Here is a 19,596-nt window from a genome sequence, read left to right as displayed (position 1 = left end):
TCCAAAGGCTAGCACCTGATGCCAATCAAGATTCCCGCCGACCTGCCCGCATTTGACGTCCTCACCAATGAGGGCGTCATGGTCATGGCCGAGGATCAGGCTATGCGTCAGGATATTCGCCCCTTGCGCATCGGGCTGTTGAACCTGATGCCCAAGAAAATCCAGACGGAAAACCAGTTCGCCCGCCTGATCGGCGCGACCCCGTTGCAGATCGACTTGTCGCTGATCCGCATGACCGAGCATCGGACCAAAACCACAGCAGCCGAACACATGGCCGAGTTTTATCGCCCGTTTCAGGAGGTCAAGGATCAGAAATTCGATGGTCTGATCATCACTGGCGCACCAATCGAACATCTGGAGTTTCAGGATGTGACGTATTGGGACGAAATTAGCGAAGTGTTCGACTGGACACAAACCAACGTACACTCGACCTTTGGCGTTTGCTGGGGTGGGATGGCGATGATCAACCACTTCCATGACGTAAAGAAACACATGCTGGACGCCAAGGCGTTCGGGTGCTTCCGGCATCGAAACCTGGATTCGGCCTCGCCGTTTCTTCGTGGATTTTCAGACGATTGCGTGATCCCTGTCAGCCGCTGGACCGAAATGAAACAGGATGAGATTGACAGTGCTGAGGGACTGAAGACCTTGCTGGGCAGCGAAGAAGTTGGTCCCTGCCTTGTCGAGGACCCCGCGCACCGCGCAATCTACATTTTCAATCACTTCGAATATGACAGTGACACGCTAAAGCAAGAATACGATCGCGACGTAGCGAGTGGCGCGCCCATCAATGTGCCAAAGAACTACTATCCGGATGACGATCCAAGCCAATCTCCGCAGAACCGATGGCGTAGCCACGCGCATCTGCTCTATGGCAACTGGATCAATGAGATCTATCAGTCGACCCCATTCGATATGAATGCAATTGGCCGTTAAAACCGTCATAACCCTCGGGCTGTTCCTATCCGGCCTTACACTGTTGACGGTTTGGCGCGCGTCACAAAACGAAGCGCGCGCCGAAGCGTCCTTCCCGCCCGAAGGACAGATTGTCGATGTGGACGGCATCCCAATCCATGCGGTCGTGATGGGGCAAGGTCCGGACGTTGTTCTGATCCACGGGTCCAGCGGGAATACCCGCGATATGACGTTTGCTCTGGCTCCGATTTTGGCTGAAAACTTCCGGGTGATCGTTTTTGACCGCCCCGGTCTTGGCTATAGCGGAAGCTTTAACCCCGACGGGGAAACGATTGAAGAACAAGCGGAAATCCTTCAGAAAGCTGCCGCGTTACTCGGCGCAAACAAACCGATTGTTGCCGGTCAGAGTTATGGCGGTTCAGTCTCGCTTGCATGGGCCGTTACACGTCCGGACAATATCGCGGGTTTGGTCCTGATCGCCCCCGCCGCGATCCCGTGGGAAACCCCGCTGGATGGGTTCAACAGGCTCGCGTCAACTTCGGCAGGCAACACGCTGGCTTTGCCTTTGATCAGCGCATTTGTGCCGGACTGGTATGTAGAAAAAGCGCTTGATCAGGTTTTTGCCCCTCAGTCTGCACCAGACGGCTACGCTAGCCACTTTGGGCCCGGCCTGACCATTCGCCGAGCGTCGATGCATGCAAATGCCAAACAGCGCGCAAATCTTCTTGAAGAAATCCGCACCCTGCAACCAGAATACAAGGACATTACCGTTCCTACCGAGATTGTGCATGGAACTGCGGACGATACAGTTGGGCTGGGGTGGCACTCCGAGCGCCTGATTGAACAAATCCCCGGCGCCGAGTTGATCGAACTGCCCGGAATTGGACACATGCCACAAGTGGTCGCCGCGCCTGAAGTGGCCGAAGCCATCGACCGGGCGGCTCAACGGGCGGGTTTGCGTTAAAGCCTCGGCTAATCCATAGTAGGAATTGGATTTTATCGAGAGGTAGTTCATGGCCCGGTCTGAAAAAGGTTCCATCGAAAAGTACTTCCGCAAAGACGCTCCAAAGGACGTTCGATCCGCTATCGAGAAAGCAGATAAGGATGACATCCTGAATCCCAGCTTTCCATATGACGAGCGAATGAAGCGCAAAGAATATGAAAAACAGATGGAGGCGTTGCAGATTGAATTGGTCAAGATGCAATCTTGGGTGAAGGAAACCGAACGCCGGATCGCTATCATTTTCGAAGGGCGCGACGCGGCGGGCAAAGGCGGCACGATCAAACGCTTTCGGGAAAATCTAAACCCTCGGGGTGCCCGAAACGTCGCCCTTAGCAAACCGTCGGATCAAGAACGCAGCCAATGGTATTTCCAACGATATATCCCGCACCTGCCCGCAGCTGGAGAAATCGTGTTCTTCGACCGAAGTTGGTATAATCGCGGTGTCGTCGAGAACGTATTTGGGTTTTGCACCCCGGAAGAACGCGAAAGGTTCTTTCGACAGGTTTTGCCGCTGGAAACCAGTCTGATCAACGACGGTATTCATCTGTTCAAGTTCTGGCTGAATGTGGGACGGGCCGAGCAGCTTAACCGGTTCTTGTCCCGCGAGACTGACCCGTTGAAACAATGGAAACTCAGCCCAATTGATATTCTGGGGCTTGGTAAATGGGATGAATACAGCCAGTCCATCTCGGAAACCCTAACGCGCAGCCACACCGAACAGTGCCCTTGGACCATCGTGCGATCGGATGACAAGAAACGTGCGCGCCTTGCCGCCATTCGAACCGTTCTACACGCCTTGGACTATGACGAGAAAGACGTCAAAGCCATAGGCGAGGTCGACACGAAAATCTGCGGCGGCCCCGAAATCTGGGATTCGTGATGAAATTCACGTGTCTCCAACGCGATAGACATTGGACGAAGGCGCCAACTCGGATTATGTCAAGTTTCGCCCATTCACGACAACAAAGGCACCTGACCCAGGGATGACGAAACGCGGCTATCACCACGGCAACCTCAAACAAGCCCTGATCGAGGCCGCTTTATCCCTGATCGAGGAAAAAGGCCCAACGGGTTTTACCCTGTCTGAGGCCGCCAAAACCGCCGGGGTGACGCCAGCGGCGGTCTACCGGCACTTTCAGGGCCGTGAAGACCTGATTGCCGAAGCAGCCAGACAAGGGTTCGAGATGTTTGCGGACCTCATGCAGTATGCCTACGACAAGGGGCAACCGTCGGCACTTGCTGCGTTCGAAGCAACGGGGCGCGCCTATCTTGCATTTGCGCGCAAGCACCCGGGCCATTACATCGCGATGTTCGAAAGTGGCGTTTCCATCAACCGCACGCCTGAACTTTCCTTGGCTGCCAACCGGGCAAAAAGCGTATTGGAAAAGGCCGCAGCGGACTTGTCGCAGCACATACCACCTGAAAAACGCCCTCCAGCCTCCATGTTCAGCGCCCATATTTGGGCCATGAGCCACGGTGTCGTGGAACTTTATGCAAGAAACACCGGTGCAACATCGCCCTTCCCTCCCGAAGACTTACTGGAGTCGGGTATTGGCATTTATCTCAGGGGTTTGGGATTGGTGCCGCAAGACGACTGATCAGAACACCGACCTTGGCTGCGGCAAGCTGAGGCCAGAGGTTACATTAATCAGATCCATTTCCCCCATCCCCTTGATGTCCACACGTCCTAACTCCGAAACCTGGAATTCATCAATCAGGGCGTATTTCATGTCTTCAGGGGCGACAATATTCATAGGGTTAGCAAAGACTTGCAGCCGCGAGGCGATGTTCACCGCCGGTCCAAACACGTCGTAGACATATTTCTGAATCCCGACAACAGAGCCCACTGCAGGCCCCATTCCAAGCCCGATGCGGGCCTGCCATTTATGAGGGTGGCTTTCGTTGCGCCGTTCCAGATAACGCAGGAATCTGACCGCACAATGCGCAACCGCCGTCGCGTGATCTGGGGTCGCGTCCGGCATCCCGGACACGGCAAGGTAGGCGTCCCCGATTGTTTTGATCCGCTCGCATCCGAATTGCTCGACGATCCGGTCAAAGGCCGTGAAAATGTCGTTCAACTCGCTCAACGTGACTGTGGGATCTGTTTTCGCAGCGAAATCCGTGAAACCGACGAAATCCAGCATGACCACTGAAACCTGATCATAAAGCTGCGGCGTGACAACGCCGAAGGTCTTGAACTCTTCATACACCGCGCGCGGCATCAGGTTCAGCAACAGACGCTCGACACGCTCTTTTTCACGCTCCAGTTCACGTGTGTTACGCTCGACCATTGTCGAGTAGCTGTCGATCATGCTCTCCAACTCGCGGATGCGCGTGATGTTCTGGTATTCAACAACCAGCAACTGCTCTTCCGAACCATTTGCCAGAGACACGGCCATCGCAAAGACCAGAGTCCGACGCTTTGGTTTGATCTGCATTTCGACCGAGTAGCGCAGACCCGATTGTTTGACGTCATCCAGCTCGCGCGGGTCCAGATCGGGGAACATATCCAGCAATGTCTGCCCTTCGGACGGTGCTCCGAACCATTCGGAAAAGGGACCATTATAGAAAACAAACCCCAGGTCCGAGGCCCGCACAACGGCAATCCCCACACCAATTGCCCGCAGCAATTGTTCATTTATTGCCAGAATGCTCATGCTGCGTTGCGCGTCACGATGATTGCGCGCTTGGATTCAATGGCATTCAGCGCGATCTTGATATGAGCGTCCTCCATACCGTGCATTTCCAAAGCCTGGCCGAACAAATCCGCCATTTCGTCAAAATCAGCATGAGAAATATTCAGGTGCCGATGAACGGCCTCGATCCTGTCATCGCTGAACGACGCCGGGCCGCCAACAAGCGAAGAAACAAACTTGGTTTGGTGATCAATCAGGCGAGGCATGTCAATGTCTTCGAAATGATCTCCGATCTGGTCGGAATCCAAAGCCATCTCGTAGAACGTCATCACGATCCGGCTGATCGTTTTGAAGCCGCCATAGCGTTCATAAATCGTCTGACTCATACCAAAAACCCAAGTGCCAATTGGAAACAACACCGCGAGGTTATATCAAAATGGTAGTTTTGTTAACGCTTATAGGGCAAATGACCACGTTCGGTGCAAATGACGCTGCAATCGTTGCGCGCTTACACCTTTAGATCCTTTGCGCAGGGGATAAATCCGACGTAACCGCCCTGCTCCAACAATCGCTTTTCACCGCCCACCCGCCAGTACAATTTCCTCTGAGCCGCGCGAAGTTCACGCCGAATGCGGAACCAGCTTGGTCCTTTATCCAGACCGGTATTCGTTTTGGTGTCTATCGACCGCTCACTGACCTTTACTTCTTCATCTGTCTGATCCTGTTGCTTTGACCAGATCATCTGAACGCCCACGGCGGGAAAACACTGATACATACGCCAATCTGTACGCGGATAGGAAATGAAGTCATCCAGATGGTCTGAATACTGCTCAGACCAGGAAAGAAGCTTCCGACACGCGGTTTGGGTCACAATATAAGCGGCTGAGCTAGGAGCCATCTCAAGCATAGGTCTGACCGGAACGTCCGAAATGTGGCCTACTTCTCCAAACCTCATTGACCTTGGGGAATAATCGAGCTTGACCATATCGTACTCAGCCGGATTACTCAGCAAGGTCGAGACTGTCTTGCCCGTTTCCGCAGACAATTCCACGTCATCTTCAAATATTGCAACCGACTGAAGGCCGCGATCCAACGCAGCCTGCCAAACCGCACGGTGGCTTTCAAAGCACGCAATTTCACTTTGCTTCAGCCCCCAGCGGCTGCCTGCACCCGGCACATAGCCGTTATTGTCCAAGGCGCCCGGCACCTGACCATCGACTGCGCAGAACCGTGCGGCACCGGCCACGCCTGCAGCGGTAAACTGCCCTTCCATAAAGTCACGCCGTGCGGGGACACGGTCCAAGTTGATATAGAAAATACCCGTTTCCGGGGGCAGTTCGTGATCACTCACGGCATTTCCTTTCCAGTCGCCCCGTCAGATAGACACCGGCGGCGGGGACATTCAACCGCCAACTTCATCTGGATGATCTATCCACCGACCAAGAACCCGGCTAAGTTTTGATTTGAAAACAAGAAACAGGTCTTCAGCTATGTCATCACATGGGTATTCCAGCGGACGCCTCAACCTACCTTTCGTAGGCATATCAACCTTCGGCAAATCACCCTATGTCGAGGACTGGGATCAGATAGACGCAGACGTGGCCGTTCTTGGCGCTCCGTTCGATTTCGGCACCCAGTGGCGGTCGGGCGCTCGGTTCGGGCCGCGTGCCGTGCGCGAGGCGTCGACCTTGTTCAGCTTTGGTCACGCGGGGGCCTATGATCACGAAGATGACGCGACCTATCTGGATAGCTCGGTCCGCATGGTTGATATCGGGGACGCCGACATCATCCACACCAAGACCGAGGAAAGCCACGCCAACATCCAGTTCGGAGTGCAGAAAATCCTGAACGCAGGGGCCCTACCTGTCACCATTGGCGGCGATCACTCGGTCAATATCCCTTGCATCAGCGCATTTGCCGCGAATTGTGCCGAGAATGGTCCTATCCATGTGGTCCAGATCGACGCGCATCTGGATTTCGTTGATGAACGCCATGGTGTCACTGCCGGGCACGGCAACCCGATGCGGCGCGCGATCGAGAAAGACTATGTCTCGGGCATGACCCAGTTGGGCATTCGCAACGTGTCCTCGACCGCGAAAGAAGGCTACGAGGATGCCCGCGCCCGTGGCTCAGACATTCTGTCGGTGCGGCAGGTCCGCAAACTGGGAACCGAGGGCGTATTGGCCCGCATCCCTGAGGGCGCGCGGTATTATGTGACGATTGATATAGACGCTTTTTGCCCTTCGATTGCGTCAGGCACCGGCACGCCCAGCCACGGGGGTTTTCTGTATTATGACGTGCTGGAAATCCTGCAAGGTCTGGCGCAACGTGGCGATGTGGTGGGCATTGATCTGGTCGAAGTCGCGCCGAATTACGACCCAACCGAAAGCACACAAATTCTAGCCGCGCAGGTGTTGCTGAATTTCATCGGCTTCATTTTTCACGAACGTGGCAAGAGGGGCTAAACGCCCCTCTTGCCCTTTTTGTCAGTTGATCGTGTTGTGTTCCGGCCCATAGGGGAAGCCGGTGATGTTCTCGGCCCCGTCATCGCCGACAACCAGAATGTCATGCTCACGATAACCACCCGCGCCGGGCTGACCTTCGGGAATCCACAGCATCGGCTCGATTGACACGACCATGCCCGGCTCCAGCACCGTGTCGATATCCTCGCGCAGCTCCAGCCCCGCTTCGCGCCCATAGTAGTGGCTGAGGACGCCGAACGAGTGGCCATAGCCGAACGACCGGTATTGCAGCAGGCCCTCATCAGCGAAGAACCGGTTGATCTCGGCGGTGATGCCCGAACAGGTCGCGCCGGGTTTAATCAGGCTTAGGCCCAATTCGTGCGCGGCGACGTTGGCCTTCCAGATGCGCAGGCTGTCAGCGTCTGGCTCGCCCAGGAACAGCGTACGCTCCAACGCGGTGTAATAGCCCGAGATCATCGGGAAGGTGTTCAGCGACAGGATATCGCCCTTTTGCAGGGCCCGCTTGGTTACGGGGTTATGCGCGCCATCAGTGTTCAGGCCAGACTGGAACCAGACCCAGGTGTCGCGGTATTCGGCATCCGGGTATGCGCGGGCAATCTCAGCCTCCATCGCGTCACGCCCGGCCATAGCGATCTCGATCTCAGTCGCGCCTTCGCGGATCGCGGCGTGGATAGCGGCACCGCCCACATCTGCGGTGCGGGCCCCACCCTTGATCAGTTCTATCTCTTCTGCGGATTTCACCATCCGGGCCGCCATCGTATCACCGGCCACATCCACCAACTCGGGCTGTCCCAGCATTGCAAGCGCCGTGTCGCGTGCGGCCAGTGTCATGTGGTCGCCTTCAATACCGATCCGCTTAGCACCACCGATCAGGTCGGCCACCGCGCGCCAGTAATTGTCGCGTTTCCAGTCGGTGTAGATGACGTTTTCCTCGACCGAGCGTCGCCAAGGCTGACCCGCGTCGATATTGGCCGAAACCGTCGTACACGCGTCCTGCGTCACAACACAGCCGTAAGGACGGCCAAAGGCGCAATACAGAAAGCCCGAGTAATAGGCGATATTGTGCATCGAGGTCAGTAACACCGCCGGTATATCCCGCGCGGCCATCATGGCGCGCAGGCCCGACAGGCGGCGGGCGTATTCTGCCTTGCTGAACGGCAGCGGGGCCTTGTCGCCATTGTGGCTGGTGAAGAACTCGGGGCGGTTTGTCAGATCTGTCATCATGCTCTCTCCTGCAATGCCGGACGAAGGGTGCCCGGCCACAAGTCCCGGCGTTCAGGACAAGCGGCCTCGGGAACCGAGAGCCATGCGCCCGTTTGACTGTCACGACGCCATCGTGACCGGGCTACATATCGCAATGGCTAAATCACGCCGCGGCGTGCGTCAAGCGGGGGAAAGTCCCCGCAGACGCTCGGACCGGCGGCGCAGCAATTCAACCGTGGTCAGCAGCGCGATTGAGATCACCACAAGGATCGTCGCCACCGCCAGTATGGTCGGGCTGATCTGTTCGCGCAGGCCGGTGAACATCTGCCACGGCAGCGTCTTCTGGCTGGCCGAGCCGACGAACAGCACCACAACCACCTCGTCAAACGAGGTGATAAAGGCGAACAATCCGCCCGAGATCACACCCGGCAGGATCAGCGGCATCTGGATCTTGAAGAAGGTCCGCACCGGCCCTGCCCCCATATTTGCCGCTGCCCGCGTCAGTGACTGGTCAAACCCGACCAGAGTCGCCGTCACGGTGATGATCACAAACGGAATACCCAGAACCGCGTGGGCAAGAATGACCTTCACATAGCCCACAAAGTTCTTGTCCATTCCCAATGTACCTTCAAGGAACCGGCCAATATCGCTGTAGAAAAAGAACATACCAGTGGCCGAGATGATCAGCGGCACGATCATGGGTGAGATCAGGATGCCCATAATCGCACGCCGCCCGGGAACATGGCTCTGGCTGAGGCCGATGGCCGCCAAAGTACCCAGCGAAACAGAAATGAACGTCGCAATCGGCGCGATGATCAGCGAGTTTTTGAAGCTGCGCTGCCATTCATTATTGGTGAAGAAGTCGCGATAGTGCTTCAGCGAATATCCTTCGGGGTCCAGCCTCAGCATCTCGGGCGTGAAGGTGAAGAAATCCTGCGCGTTGAACGACAGCGGCAGGACCACAAGGATCGGCGTGATCAGGAACACGAAGATCGCACCACAGATCACACGGAACGTATAGTGCCAGAACACCTGTTGACCGGTCATATACGGCAGCAGTTTCTGCCGGTAACGGCCTTCATAAAGCCAGAAGATGAAGAAGGCGAAGAACCATCCGGCCAGCAGCCCAACAATCAACCCGGTAACACCGGCAAACAGCAAGCCAAGCCCGCCCAGCCCTAGTATCGTGATCCACCGAGCCACGCTCTCATTGTCCAGAACGTTCATATAGACCCAAGCCAGCCCCGCCATAAGCGCGGCTCCGATCAAAATCCCCAGCAGGACGCTGCCCTGCCCGGCCCCGACGAACATGCCAAGGAAACCTCCGGCAATGGCCACCGCGGGCAGAACCACCGACATGGGTTTGCGGGATATAGGTGTAAGTGCTGCCATCGTCTTTATCCCAGCTTCACGTTGTCGATGCCCACGATCTTGTCATAGCACCAGTAGAGTAACAGAACGACCGCCAGCAGGATCGTACCCAAGGCCGCCGCCAGCCCCCAGTTCAACGAGGACGAGATGTGATAAGCGATCCGGTTCGAGATGAAGACACCCTTGGTGCCGCCCACGATCTCGGGTGTGATGTAGTAGCCGATTGCGAGGATGAACACGAGGATCGACCCTGCGCCGATGCCTGGAATGGATTGCGGGAAGTAGATGCGCCAGAAGGTCGTCCAGTTGGTCGCGCCCATGGATTTTGCCGCGCGTGTGTAGGAGTCTGGAATGGTCTGCATCACCGAATACATCGGCAAGATCATAAACGGCAGCAGGATATGCGTCATCGCAATGATCGTCCCGAATTGGTTGTTGATGATCACCAATCGCGCATCATCAGCCACCAGCCCCAGCCAGACCAGCGTTTCGTTGATCACGCCCTGCTGTTGCAACATCACCTTCCACGCCGAGGTTCGCACCAGAAGTGACGTCCAGAAAGGTAACAACACAAGGATCATCAACAGGTTCGACACACGCATCGGCAGCGTCGCCAACAGATAGGACACTGGGTAAGCCAGCAGGATACAGGACGCCGTAATAATCAGCGACATCATCAGCGTGCGGCCAAACAGCTTGATCAGAATTTGCTTATCTTCAGGTTGCGCCTGCGCGCCTTCGGGGGTGCGGCGCATGTCGATTGCATTCAGGAAATAGCCGTTAGTGATGGGAACCGCGTGCGTCTTGATCGTGCGCCAAGTCTCAACATCCCCCCAGCCATCGTGAATATCAATCAGCTTGTCTTTGAACGGGCCGTCTGTTTCCGGATCCAGCTTTTTGATCTGACGACCAGACCGGCGGAACATCGACGACATACCCGTTTGTTCATAGTTCAAACGCGAGCCCAGACGGGTGTGCGTTTTCTCGTCGATCGCGGTGATCATGTCCTTGGTGAAGGCCGCATAAAGCGCCTCATTCGGAAGTTCACCGCTGTCGGCATCCCAATTGCGTAATTCGACCACAGTCAAAGGCAGCGTGTCGGCCACGATGCTGTTTTCGACCGAGCGGAACAGCATAGACATGATCGGGATCACAAAGGAAAGCAGGACAAACAGCAGCAGCGGCGCAATCAGGGCCAGCGCCCTCAGCTTGCGGCGGCGCAAAGACCGCGCCAGAGATTTCTTCAGCGGCGTACCATCGGCGGCCAGCATCGGACCGGATTGAGTTGCGTCAGTCATCTGCGTCCCTTGGTCTTTTTTGGTGGATCGGGGCCAATGACGGCCCCGACCAATGACTTAAAGCAGGCTTATTGCGCCAACCACGCCTGGAACTTGGCGTCGATGTCGTCGCGGTAGTCAGCCCAGAACTCGTAATTGTAGAGGAACGTGTTCTTGGCGTTCTCCGGATCGGTCGGCATGTGCGGAGCCATGTCGATACCCAGATCGGCGTGCTGGCCCACCAGCGGTGCCGAAGATGCACGGGCCGGACCGTACGAGATGTACTTGGCCTGATCCGCCAGACGCTGTGTGTCGGTTGCGAACATGATGTAGTCCAACGCGCGCTGCTGACGCTCTTCGCTCAGACCGGCGGGGATGATCCAACCGTCCAGATCGAACACCTGCGCGTCCCACAGCATTGCGACGGGCTGTTTCTGCTCTTCGATCACGCTGAACAGACGACCGTTATAGGTCGAGCCCATGATGACTTCGCCGTCGGCCAACAACTGCGGCGTGTCGGCACCGGCAGACCACCAAACAACGTTGTCCTTGATGGTGCCCAACTTGGCCAGCGCCTGATCCTGACCTTCCGGTGTTGCCAGAACATCATAAACGTCTTCTTTGGCCACGCCGTCACACAGTAGCGCCCATTCCATGTTGTTGATCGGACGCTTTTCAAGCGAGCGCTTGCCCGGATAGTTCTCAAGATCGAAAACGGCGCAGATCTCGGTCGGAGGGTTATCGCCTACCAGATCGGTGCGATAGCCGAATGTAGTCGAATACACGATCTGCGGAATAAAGCAGTCGCTAACCAGAAGATCGCCGAAATCTTCGGACGCCGGTGTCCCGTCCGGTGCAGCGGCAAGTTGGCTGTCAAAGTCGATTTCAAGCGCCAGACCTTCATCGCACAGACGGATCGCGTCCGCGGCAACAACGTCCACCACATCCCAAGTGATGTTGCCCGCTTCATTCATCGCACGCAGCTTTGCAACGGCCTCGGCCGAGCTGTCATCATTCAGGATGGTGACGCCGGTCTTTTCCGAATAGGGTTCGTGATACGCTTTGAGCTGCGACTTGGAATACGCGCCGCCCCAGGAGACGATGGTCATCTCTTCGGCCATCGCGCCACCGGCAACGGCAGCAACTGCGCTTGCCATCAGAGTGGTTTTAACTTTCATGTTTAACTCCCTGTTATACCCGTTAAATTTAGATTTTGAGACCGGGTCACGGGGCAACCCGGCCAACTCTTGCCCCGCAACGGCGGGGTATTCATGCCTTAGGCGTCAAGCGCCCGGCAATCATGCGCCAGCCAGCCGATCTCGACCTCTTGGCCGGGGGACAGCCTGATGGCGTCAGGTGCGTTCCGGGTCTTGATGATGAAGTCATCATTGCCGGCCACTGACAGGCGGAAACGGAACACGTCACCCATATAGATGAACTCCTTCACCGTTGCCTTCAGAGTGTGGGCATCGGCGTGCAGGCGATCTTTGTTGAATTCAACACGCTCAGGCCGGATCGACACCTTGGTCCGCTCACCCGCCTTGGTGACGTTCACTGGCTTGGCGTCAATTTCAGAACCATCGTCAAGTGTGACCACGCACGAGTCGCAATCGATAGATTTAACAACACCTTCCAACGTGTTGTTTTCCCCAATGAACTGGGCGACAAAGCTGTTTTCAGGCTCTTCGTACAGCAGATCCGGCGGCGCTAGTTGCTGAATGCGTCCGTCGTCAAACACGGCGACACGATCCGACATTGTCAGGGCTTCGGTCTGATCGTGGGTCACGTAAACAGTTGTGATCCCCAACTCATGAGCCAGACGTGTGATTTCGAACTGCATATGCTCACGCAGTTGTTTGTCCAAGGCCCCCAACGGTTCGTCCATCAAGACAAGCTCAGGCTCGAACACCAAGGCACGTGCAAGAGCGATACGCTGCTGTTGGCCACCCGACAATTGCGCAGGGCGACGACTGCCAAAGGCACCCATCTGAACCATATCCAAAGCGCGTTTGACCTTTTCTTCGCGCTCATCCTTGCCAATCTTCCGAACCTCAAGCGGGAACGAGAGGTTCTCGGCGACAGTCATGTGCGGGAACAGCGCATAGTTTTGGAAAACCATGCCAATGCCGCGCTTATGCGGTGGGATGTTGTTGATCGGTCGCCCGTCCAACATGATCTCGCCATGCGTTGCCGTTTCAAAACCGGCAAGCATCATCAAACACGTCGTTTTGCCGGAACCCGACGGGCCCAGCATCGTGAGGAATTCCCCCTTTGGCATTGAAAGATTTAAATCTTTTACGACGAGTATTTCGCCATCATAAGATTTTTGGACACGCTGAAATTCGACGAACGCTGCGTCATTAGTCATTACCAACTTGGCTCCCCTGTGCCGCCCTTGGTTGCCCGGTTCATCCGGATCTCAAAGACCTGTCCGGCCCATTTAAGGACAAGCGGGACGCGTCGCGCAACCAAAATATGTCTAGAGAATGACAAAGAAATTGGCACGCGCCTGATATTCAGGCGGAATTCAGGTGCCGCATGTGCCAGGCAAGGCTCTGATTGCTGGAAAGCACGGGCTTACCAAGCTGTTTTTCGATTTCCGGGATCGCGTCAAAAGTTCTGAGATTCGTGCAACTTATGAAAACAGCTTCGACCGCCGAATCAGAACCCAGCCGGATGGCGGCATCGGTGACGGATCGTTGGGATATCCGCACGACTTTGGATTCCTCTGCCTCCCCAAAAGAGCCACAAACATCCATCGAAATCCCATTTTGAGAGAAAGCATGTCGAAGAGGTTCGTTCACTTCTTCGATATATGGGGACAAAAGCGCGAATTTCGAAACCCCAAGTTCTGCGGCACAGGCCGAAGCTGCGCGCAAAGGATTCGTGACGGTTGCAACGTCACATGTGCGCTGAACCATCCGTTCAACCTGATCTGAGCCAATCACAGAACTGGCTGAGGTGCAGCCATATCCCACAACCTTGTACGGCCGAATTTTTGGCAACAAGTCCGCAGCCGCAGGCAATGATTTCTCCATTTCTGACAGGGTGTCCGTCGTGACTTCGGCCCCGCTTGGAATCCTTGATACGTAAAGCGGAACGCTGCGATCCGCGAAATAGGCGCTGAACTCGGGCTCGATTGTTTCGTCTGTTTGCAGGACAATCAAACCAAGCGGACTGACGGATGGGTCACCTGCATCAAGAGTGTATGGTAAGTAACTCATATCTCAATCAACTCCGTCCCAGACTTAGGACTGATAAACCGCGGCGCGTCTTCGGTGATAACTATGTTTTCCTCGTGAACCAGAATTTTGTCACCAACTGCGATGCCGGGTTCAAGCGTCAGTACCATACCGGCCTCAAGAACTGTTTCATCGCCGGGTATGAGCGACGGCCACTCTGTCAATGACATTCCAAGCCCATGCCCCAACCGACCTGCCCCGGTATCACCGCTTTGGCGTGACAGAACTGAGTTCATCGCCTGATACAAATCGCACGCACGCGCGCCTGCACGGGCGACTTCAAACGCGGCATCAGTCGCCTCAATCAAGGTTGCATATGCCGATTTGACACCTGCCGTGGCCGGACCGATCGACCAGTTGCGGTCATAATCGCAAAAATAGCCGTCCCAAACCAATCCCGTGTCCAACATCAGAACATCTCCGGGTGCCATAGCGGTATCTCGGGCTGGTGAAATCACGTCTGCATACCCGCCCTGTTCCGCGCCTCCGGCGAGGTAAGGCACCCAATCGGCCCCTTCTTCCAAACACAACATCTGAAAGTGGCGAAAAACAGAGGCAACCGTGACACCGGCTCCCGCAATTTCTGGGACACGCGCGAAGGCACGGCCCGCGATGGTGCAAGCCGCTTCGATCTTTGCAATCTCGGCTTCGGATTTCACCATTCGGAGCCTGCGCAAAATACCCGCGTCGCCTGCAAATACGCGATCGTCCGCCAACTGTTTCAGGCGATATAAATCGGCCAGGGGCATTCGGATATGTGTTTCGTGCCCGTCTGGTAATCCGATACGGGAACCAGGCTGAGTCACCTCTCGTAGTGTGTCTGCCAGCAGGTTGATCCCATCATCGCTTAGATCCGGCGAGCTCCACGTACGGATATCATCAATCCACGTTTGTCCCATCAGCGCCGCGCCAATCGAAGGAATGACGGCAATGGGTCTGCCAGATGCAGGCACGATCAGGAACCAAGGACGCGTCGGACTTTCCCAGAACCGGGTCAAATAACCTGTGAAATAGCGCACTTCGGGCTCGGTGGTTAGCAGCAATGCCGAAAGCCCATGCTCGCTCATCAAACGCTGGGCACGTTCGGTGCGTGCCGCGAATTCGGTATCCTCAAACCCCTTCATTCGGCGATCTCGGACAAAAAGCATAGAACCCGCGCCTCGGGGCCCATACCCAATTCAGTGCGAACGTTGGAATTCATGACGGCTGCAATCCCTGCCCCTCCGGACGCTGTTGTCGCGATGCCTGCCTTGGCCATTGCCGGCAGATAACGCAGAACTTCTTCATCCGAGAGCGTCAGAAACATATCCGCATCTCGTGCCAGACCGTTCAGCGCGATCAGCGACGGCTCTTTACAGTCAAGGCGGCCCATTACGCTGTCAGGCCCATCGGCGAAGACACACGCGCCCGCCTCGATACTGGCCTGCAAAGCGGGCGCGGCCTCGGGCTCGACCACGATAATCTGAGGTGCATCCTTCCAGACGTCGCGGGCATAGGCGGCGACGGCCCCTGCCAACCCACCTACGCCAGCCTGCAAGAAGATATGCGTGGGCACCTGTGGGCATTGACGCACGGCCTCGGCCGCCATTTGCAGGTAGCCTTCCATCAGGATATGCGGCAGTTCATAGTAGCCGGGCCAGGAACTGTCAGACAGCAACGTCCAGCCATTATCCCGAGCGGCCTGCGCCGCAGCCTCCATACTGGCCGCATAATCAACACCCTGACGCACGACCCGCGCGTTCTGAGACCGCAAGCGATCCGCAAAGCTTTCGGGCACAGTTTCAGCGATATACACCACCGCATCTGCACCAAATATCCGCGCACCAGCCGCAACACTCATGCCGTGATTGCCCGCGCTGGCGGTCACATAGGTCGGCCCGGTTAAGGTTGTATCGTCGGGGGCGTCGGAGATATCCGCAGCGTGGCGCGCAATCACATATGCCGCGCCCAACGCCTTGAACGACCCAAGGTTCATCCGCCCACGCTCATCCTTCACCCAGAGATTTGCGACACCGGCAAGGCCGCCAACCTCAGTCAGCGGAGTTTCAGCGGCCGCGGGGCACTGACCCAACAGGGCTGCAACCCGCGCGGCGTCGTTTGAGGGGAATGGCGCCTCTGGGATCAGTTTCTGACCACCGCGATACGGGTTGGATGAGATCTTCAATTGCCTGCCTTTCCTGTGTTGCCCATTGACGTGACCGATTTCGTCAAGTTCTGTCAACAAGACTTCACACCAGACAGGAGCAGCCCATGGCCCACGCTGATCCGGCATTTACTCAGGCAGAGTATGACCGCCGCATGACCAAGACGCGCGCGGCGATGGCAAAGGCTGGCCTGGACGCGCTGTTTGTCGAAGACCCCTCGAACATGGCGTGGCTGACGGGGTATGAGGGCTGGTCGTTCTACGTGCATCAAGGCGTCGTGGTTTTACACGATGCCGATCCGATCTGGTGGGGTCGAGGTCAGGATGCCAACGGGGCACGCCGCACTGTCTGGATGACGAACGACCGCATTCGCGGCTATGCGGACGCATATGTTCAGTCGACCGTTCGTCACCCGATGCAGGACCTTGCAGCATTGATTGCAGATTGCGGTCTTGCCACCGGACGTATCGGTGTCGAATTAGACAACTACTATTATTCGGCCAAGGCCCACCTGACCCTTCAGGCAGAGCTTCCCAACGCCGAACTGATTGACGCAAACGCGCTGATCAATTGGCAACGCGCGGTTAAGTCCGACGAAGAGATTGTCTTGATGCGCAAGGCCGCGCGTATCTCAGAACATATCATCGACGGCGTTCTGGAACGCGTGGAACCGGGGCTTAGAAAAAACGAATTAGTGGCCCAGATTTACAGCGACGCAATTCATGGCGCTGACGGGAATTGGGGTGACTATGCGGCCATTGTGCCCTTGCTTCCTTCGGGGCCAGACGCGGCAGCGCCCCACCTAACGTGGGATGGCGCGCCGTTCAGATCGGGTGAGTGCACGTTCTTTGAACTCTCCGGCTGCTATCGACGGTATCACACACCTTTCTGCCGGTCGGTGTTCCTTGGTCAGCCACCTGATCACCTGCTGCGCGCCGAAGCGGCGTTGGTTGAGGGGCTCGAAGCAGGCTTGAATGCAGCCCGCGCGGGCAATCAGGCCCGCGATATTGCGCTTGCGTTGGCCGCGCCGCTGGAACGCTCCGGGATCGAACGCGGCGCGCGGTGCGGCTATCCTGTCGGCCTCAGTTATCCGCCAGATTGGGGCGAGCGCACCATATCCCTTCGACCCGAGGATGAAACCGTTCTTGAACCTGGCATGACCTTCCATTTCATGCCCGGCCTTTGGATGGATGACTGGGGGCTTGAGATCACCGAGTCCATCCTGATCACCGAATCCGGGAGCGCAGAGTGTTTCTGTGACCGCCCCCGCAAACTGTTCGTTAAGCCATGACATTGCAAAGAAACAAGGAAATCCTGTCCGATTTGATCGCGTTTGAAACGGTTTCGGCGGATAGCAATCTTGAGATCATCCACTATTTGACCGACTTTCTTTCGGCACTGGGTGCGCGGTGTATTCAGACTCAGGATGCGACTGGAACAAAGGCCAACGTCTTTGCCACGCTTGGGCCAGAGATGGATGGCGGCATTGTTTTGTCCGGACATACGGATGTTGTTCCCGTGGCCGATCAAGACTGGACCAGCGATCCGTTCCAGATGGTCGAGCGTGACGGAAAGCTGTATGGGCGCGGTACCTGCGACATGAAGGGGTTCATAGCCGCGGCCTTGGCTTTTGCGGAAACTCTTGATGCGAAGCAGTTGACCCAACCGCTGCATTTCTCGTTCACCTATGACGAGGAAACCGGGTGCCTTGGAGCGCGCAATCTGGTGGATGACCTGTCCGAGCGTGGCATCGTTCCAGATATCGCCATCATAGGTGAACCGACAGAAATGCGCGTGATTGAGGGCCACAAGGGCTGCTATGAATACACCACGTCCTTTATCGGGCTCGAAGGGCACAGCTCAGCCCCGGATGACGGAGTAAACGCGGCTGAGTATGCAGCCCGCTATATCGGAAAGCTGCTGGAATTGCGGCAAGTCCTAAAGTCCCGCGCACCATCCGGCAGCCCGTTTGAACCACCTTGGACGACCGTGAATATCGGGCTTATTTCCGGTGGTGTCGCGCACAATGTGATCGCCAGCAAAGCCGAGGTTGCTTGGGAAATGCGGCCCGTTCAGTCGAGCGATGCGGATCTGGTCAAGCGCACTCTGTCCGACTATGTCAAACGCACGTTGCTGCCTGAAATGCAGGCCGTGCACAGCGCCGCCAATATTACGCAACAGGCCGTCGCCGAAGTTGCAGGCCTTGAACCGATGGACAAAAACGCAGCCCGAGACCTTGTGGCCGAGCTGACCGGTGCCAACGGCACGGGCGTCGTTTCATTCGCGACAGAAGCGGGGCTGTTTCAACAGCTTGGGGTTCAGGCAATTGTCTGCGGGCCGGGATCAATCACCCAAGCCCATAAAGCAGACGAATATGTCGAGATTGAACAGCTTGAGCTTTGCTGTCGGATGCTCGACCGCTTGGGGCGTCGAATGACCGCCTAGCCTGCGCCGTGAGAACGATCATAAGCTGATCGTGCGGGCTGGACATGCGCATCTCGCGCGCCTTGCCCCGGATCATACACCTCAATCAGCAACGGATAGCAGGCCGCGGAATCCGAGGAGTGCTCGGACGAACAGTCCCCTCCCGGACAGGCCGAAAGCCCGACGATCAGATCAATCTCAGCGTAGAATTCCAGAAAATCGCCGGGGCGCACTGGGCTGGCTTTCATGAAATACTGTCCGGTATCGCGCGTGAACCCCGTGCACATGAACACATTCAGAACGTCATGCACATGCATTTCCGCCTCATGAAGCGGCAGGTCGCAATGGCTGGCCAGAGCCCGCGTCAGGTTCGAGTGGCAGCAATAGTGATAGTCGTCGCCAGACAGAAGGCGGCCCGTATAGGGATCACAACGCGTGCCGATCACGTCATGAACAGAGCCGCCAAATTCGTCAAACCCGTACCAGTCCAACGTATCACCCACGATGGTCGCCATTGGGCGCATGTTGGGAAAGCTGGACCACATGCGATCTCCGGTCGACAGATGTGTCCCGTGCAGGGCGCGGGTTTTGCCGGAATAGAACCGCTCAGACAGGTCGTGTTTGTTCCACATATTCAGATCGCCGACCTGTGGGCCATCGACCGAAACAACCCGAACGAAAGCGCCGGCAGGCACATCTATGCAGGCCGCGTCCCGCGGTGCGGCAGTCACCTCGGCAATCTTGGATGCCTGCTGCCTAAGCGTGCTCAGCGCGCCCAAATCAGGTTGCGGCAACGTATCTGGCGAATAGCAGATGACCGGTGGGATACCCTTGCGCTGGTTTGCGTCTGTTGGCGCCCTGAAATGCGGGTTCTTCAATTTCACGGGCATACTCCCTT

The 19,596-nt window shown here is 56.5% G+C and carries 19 protein-coding genes; 7 read left to right on the top strand and 12 right to left on the bottom strand.

The window, feature by feature from the left end; translation table 11 throughout:
• Positions 1–18: 18 nt before the first annotated feature.
• The 4 genes from metA to GOX75_RS03745 all read left to right on the top strand — a co-directional run bounded on the left by metA (position 19) and on the right by GOX75_RS03745 (position 3,516).
• The gene (gene metA / locus GOX75_RS03760) at positions 19–936 is read left to right on the top strand and encodes a homoserine O-succinyltransferase (RefSeq protein WP_171121257.1); all 918 of its coding nucleotides are present in this window, start codon (positions 19–21) and stop codon (positions 934–936) included.
• Positions 920–1,879, top strand: a complete 960-nt coding sequence (locus GOX75_RS03755) for an alpha/beta fold hydrolase (RefSeq protein WP_171121256.1) — start codon at positions 920–922, stop codon at positions 1,877–1,879. The genes metA and GOX75_RS03755 overlap by 17 nt, the downstream gene beginning before the upstream one ends.
• Before the next feature lie 49 nt (positions 1,880–1,928).
• Positions 1,929–2,798 (top strand): polyphosphate kinase 2, encoded by an 870-nt coding sequence (gene ppk2 / locus GOX75_RS03750; RefSeq protein ID WP_171121255.1) that lies wholly within the window; start codon positions 1,929–1,931, stop codon positions 2,796–2,798.
• A 103-nt stretch (positions 2,799–2,901) separates the two neighbouring features.
• Positions 2,902–3,516: a TetR/AcrR family transcriptional regulator gene (locus GOX75_RS03745; protein ID WP_170384099.1), complete on the top strand. Its 615-nt coding sequence runs from the start codon at positions 2,902–2,904 to the stop codon at positions 3,514–3,516.
• Here GOX75_RS03745 and GOX75_RS03740 read toward each other — a convergent pair whose 3' ends face one another.
• The 3 genes from GOX75_RS03740 to GOX75_RS03730 form a co-directional block, all read right to left on the bottom strand.
• On the bottom strand, positions 3,517–4,575 hold the full coding sequence (locus GOX75_RS03740; protein WP_171121254.1) for an adenylate/guanylate cyclase domain-containing protein: 1,059 nt from the start codon (positions 4,573–4,575) through the stop codon (positions 3,517–3,519).
• Positions 4,572–4,940, bottom strand: coding sequence for a group 1 truncated hemoglobin (locus GOX75_RS03735; RefSeq protein ID WP_171121253.1), 369 nt, complete (start codon positions 4,938–4,940; stop codon positions 4,572–4,574). Before GOX75_RS03735 ends, GOX75_RS03740 begins: the two co-directional genes overlap by 4 nt.
• A 122-nt stretch (positions 4,941–5,062) precedes the next feature.
• Complete coding sequence (locus GOX75_RS03730; RefSeq protein ID WP_171121252.1) at positions 5,063–5,905, bottom strand: glycosyltransferase family 25 protein; 843 nt, start codon at positions 5,903–5,905, stop codon at positions 5,063–5,065.
• A gap of 139 nt (positions 5,906–6,044) precedes the next feature.
• Here GOX75_RS03730 and speB point away from each other — a divergent pair, with 139 nt between their 5' ends.
• The gene (speB, locus tag GOX75_RS03725) at positions 6,045–7,019 is read left to right on the top strand and encodes an agmatinase (protein ID WP_171121251.1); all 975 of its coding nucleotides are present in this window, start codon (positions 6,045–6,047) and stop codon (positions 7,017–7,019) included.
• Between the two features lie 21 nt (positions 7,020–7,040).
• On the opposite strand, the gene GOX75_RS03720 is transcribed toward speB, so the two are convergent.
• The 8 genes from GOX75_RS03720 to GOX75_RS03685 all read right to left on the bottom strand — a co-directional run bounded on the left by GOX75_RS03720 (position 7,041) and on the right by GOX75_RS03685 (position 16,294).
• The gene (locus GOX75_RS03720) at positions 7,041–8,258 is read right to left on the bottom strand and encodes an aminopeptidase P family protein (RefSeq protein WP_171121250.1); all 1,218 of its coding nucleotides are present in this window, start codon (positions 8,256–8,258) and stop codon (positions 7,041–7,043) included.
• A gap of 162 nt (positions 8,259–8,420) precedes the next feature.
• Entirely contained in the window at positions 8,421–9,632 is a 1,212-nt protein-coding gene (locus GOX75_RS03715) for an ABC transporter permease (RefSeq protein WP_171121249.1), read from the bottom strand.
• 5 nt (positions 9,633–9,637) lie between these two features.
• The gene (locus GOX75_RS03710; RefSeq protein WP_171121248.1) at positions 9,638–10,909 is read right to left on the bottom strand and encodes an ABC transporter permease; all 1,272 of its coding nucleotides are present in this window, start codon (positions 10,907–10,909) and stop codon (positions 9,638–9,640) included.
• Between the two features lie 68 nt (positions 10,910–10,977).
• Entirely contained in the window at positions 10,978–12,066 is a 1,089-nt protein-coding gene (locus tag GOX75_RS03705; protein ID WP_171121247.1) for an extracellular solute-binding protein, read from the bottom strand.
• Positions 12,067–12,164: 98 nt separating this feature from the next.
• On the bottom strand, positions 12,165–13,256 hold the full coding sequence (locus GOX75_RS03700) for an ABC transporter ATP-binding protein (protein ID WP_171121246.1): 1,092 nt from the start codon (positions 13,254–13,256) through the stop codon (positions 12,165–12,167).
• A 148-nt stretch (positions 13,257–13,404) separates the two neighbouring features.
• Positions 13,405–14,112, bottom strand: coding sequence for an aspartate/glutamate racemase family protein (locus GOX75_RS03695; protein WP_171121245.1), 708 nt, complete (start codon positions 14,110–14,112; stop codon positions 13,405–13,407).
• Positions 14,109–15,254: a Xaa-Pro peptidase family protein gene (locus GOX75_RS03690; RefSeq protein WP_171121244.1), complete on the bottom strand. Its 1,146-nt coding sequence runs from the start codon at positions 15,252–15,254 to the stop codon at positions 14,109–14,111. Before GOX75_RS03690 ends, GOX75_RS03695 begins: the two co-directional genes overlap by 4 nt.
• On the bottom strand, positions 15,251–16,294 hold the full coding sequence (locus GOX75_RS03685) for a pyridoxal-phosphate dependent enzyme (protein ID WP_171121700.1): 1,044 nt from the start codon (positions 16,292–16,294) through the stop codon (positions 15,251–15,253). Before GOX75_RS03685 ends, GOX75_RS03690 begins: the two co-directional genes overlap by 4 nt.
• Positions 16,295–16,380: 86 nt before the next feature.
• Here GOX75_RS03685 and GOX75_RS03680 point away from each other — a divergent pair, with 86 nt between their 5' ends.
• Positions 16,381–17,565 (top strand): M24 family metallopeptidase, encoded by a 1,185-nt coding sequence (locus GOX75_RS03680; RefSeq protein WP_171121243.1) that lies wholly within the window; start codon positions 16,381–16,383, stop codon positions 17,563–17,565.
• The gene (gene argE, locus GOX75_RS03675) at positions 17,562–18,719 is read left to right on the top strand and encodes an acetylornithine deacetylase (protein ID WP_171121242.1); all 1,158 of its coding nucleotides are present in this window, start codon (positions 17,562–17,564) and stop codon (positions 18,717–18,719) included. Before GOX75_RS03680 ends, argE begins: the two co-directional genes overlap by 4 nt.
• Here the strand turns inward: argE and GOX75_RS03670 are convergent.
• The gene (locus GOX75_RS03670; protein ID WP_171121241.1) at positions 18,716–19,588 is read right to left on the bottom strand and encodes a DUF1989 domain-containing protein; all 873 of its coding nucleotides are present in this window, start codon (positions 19,586–19,588) and stop codon (positions 18,716–18,718) included. The genes argE and GOX75_RS03670 overlap by 4 nt on opposite strands.
• Positions 19,589–19,596 lie beyond the last annotated feature (8 nt).

Source organism: Ruegeria sp. HKCCD7251, from assembly GCF_013031165.1.
Taxonomy (GTDB): domain Bacteria; phylum Pseudomonadota; class Alphaproteobacteria; order Rhodobacterales; family Rhodobacteraceae; genus Ruegeria.
This window is presented reverse-complemented; position numbering and strand designations above follow the sequence as displayed.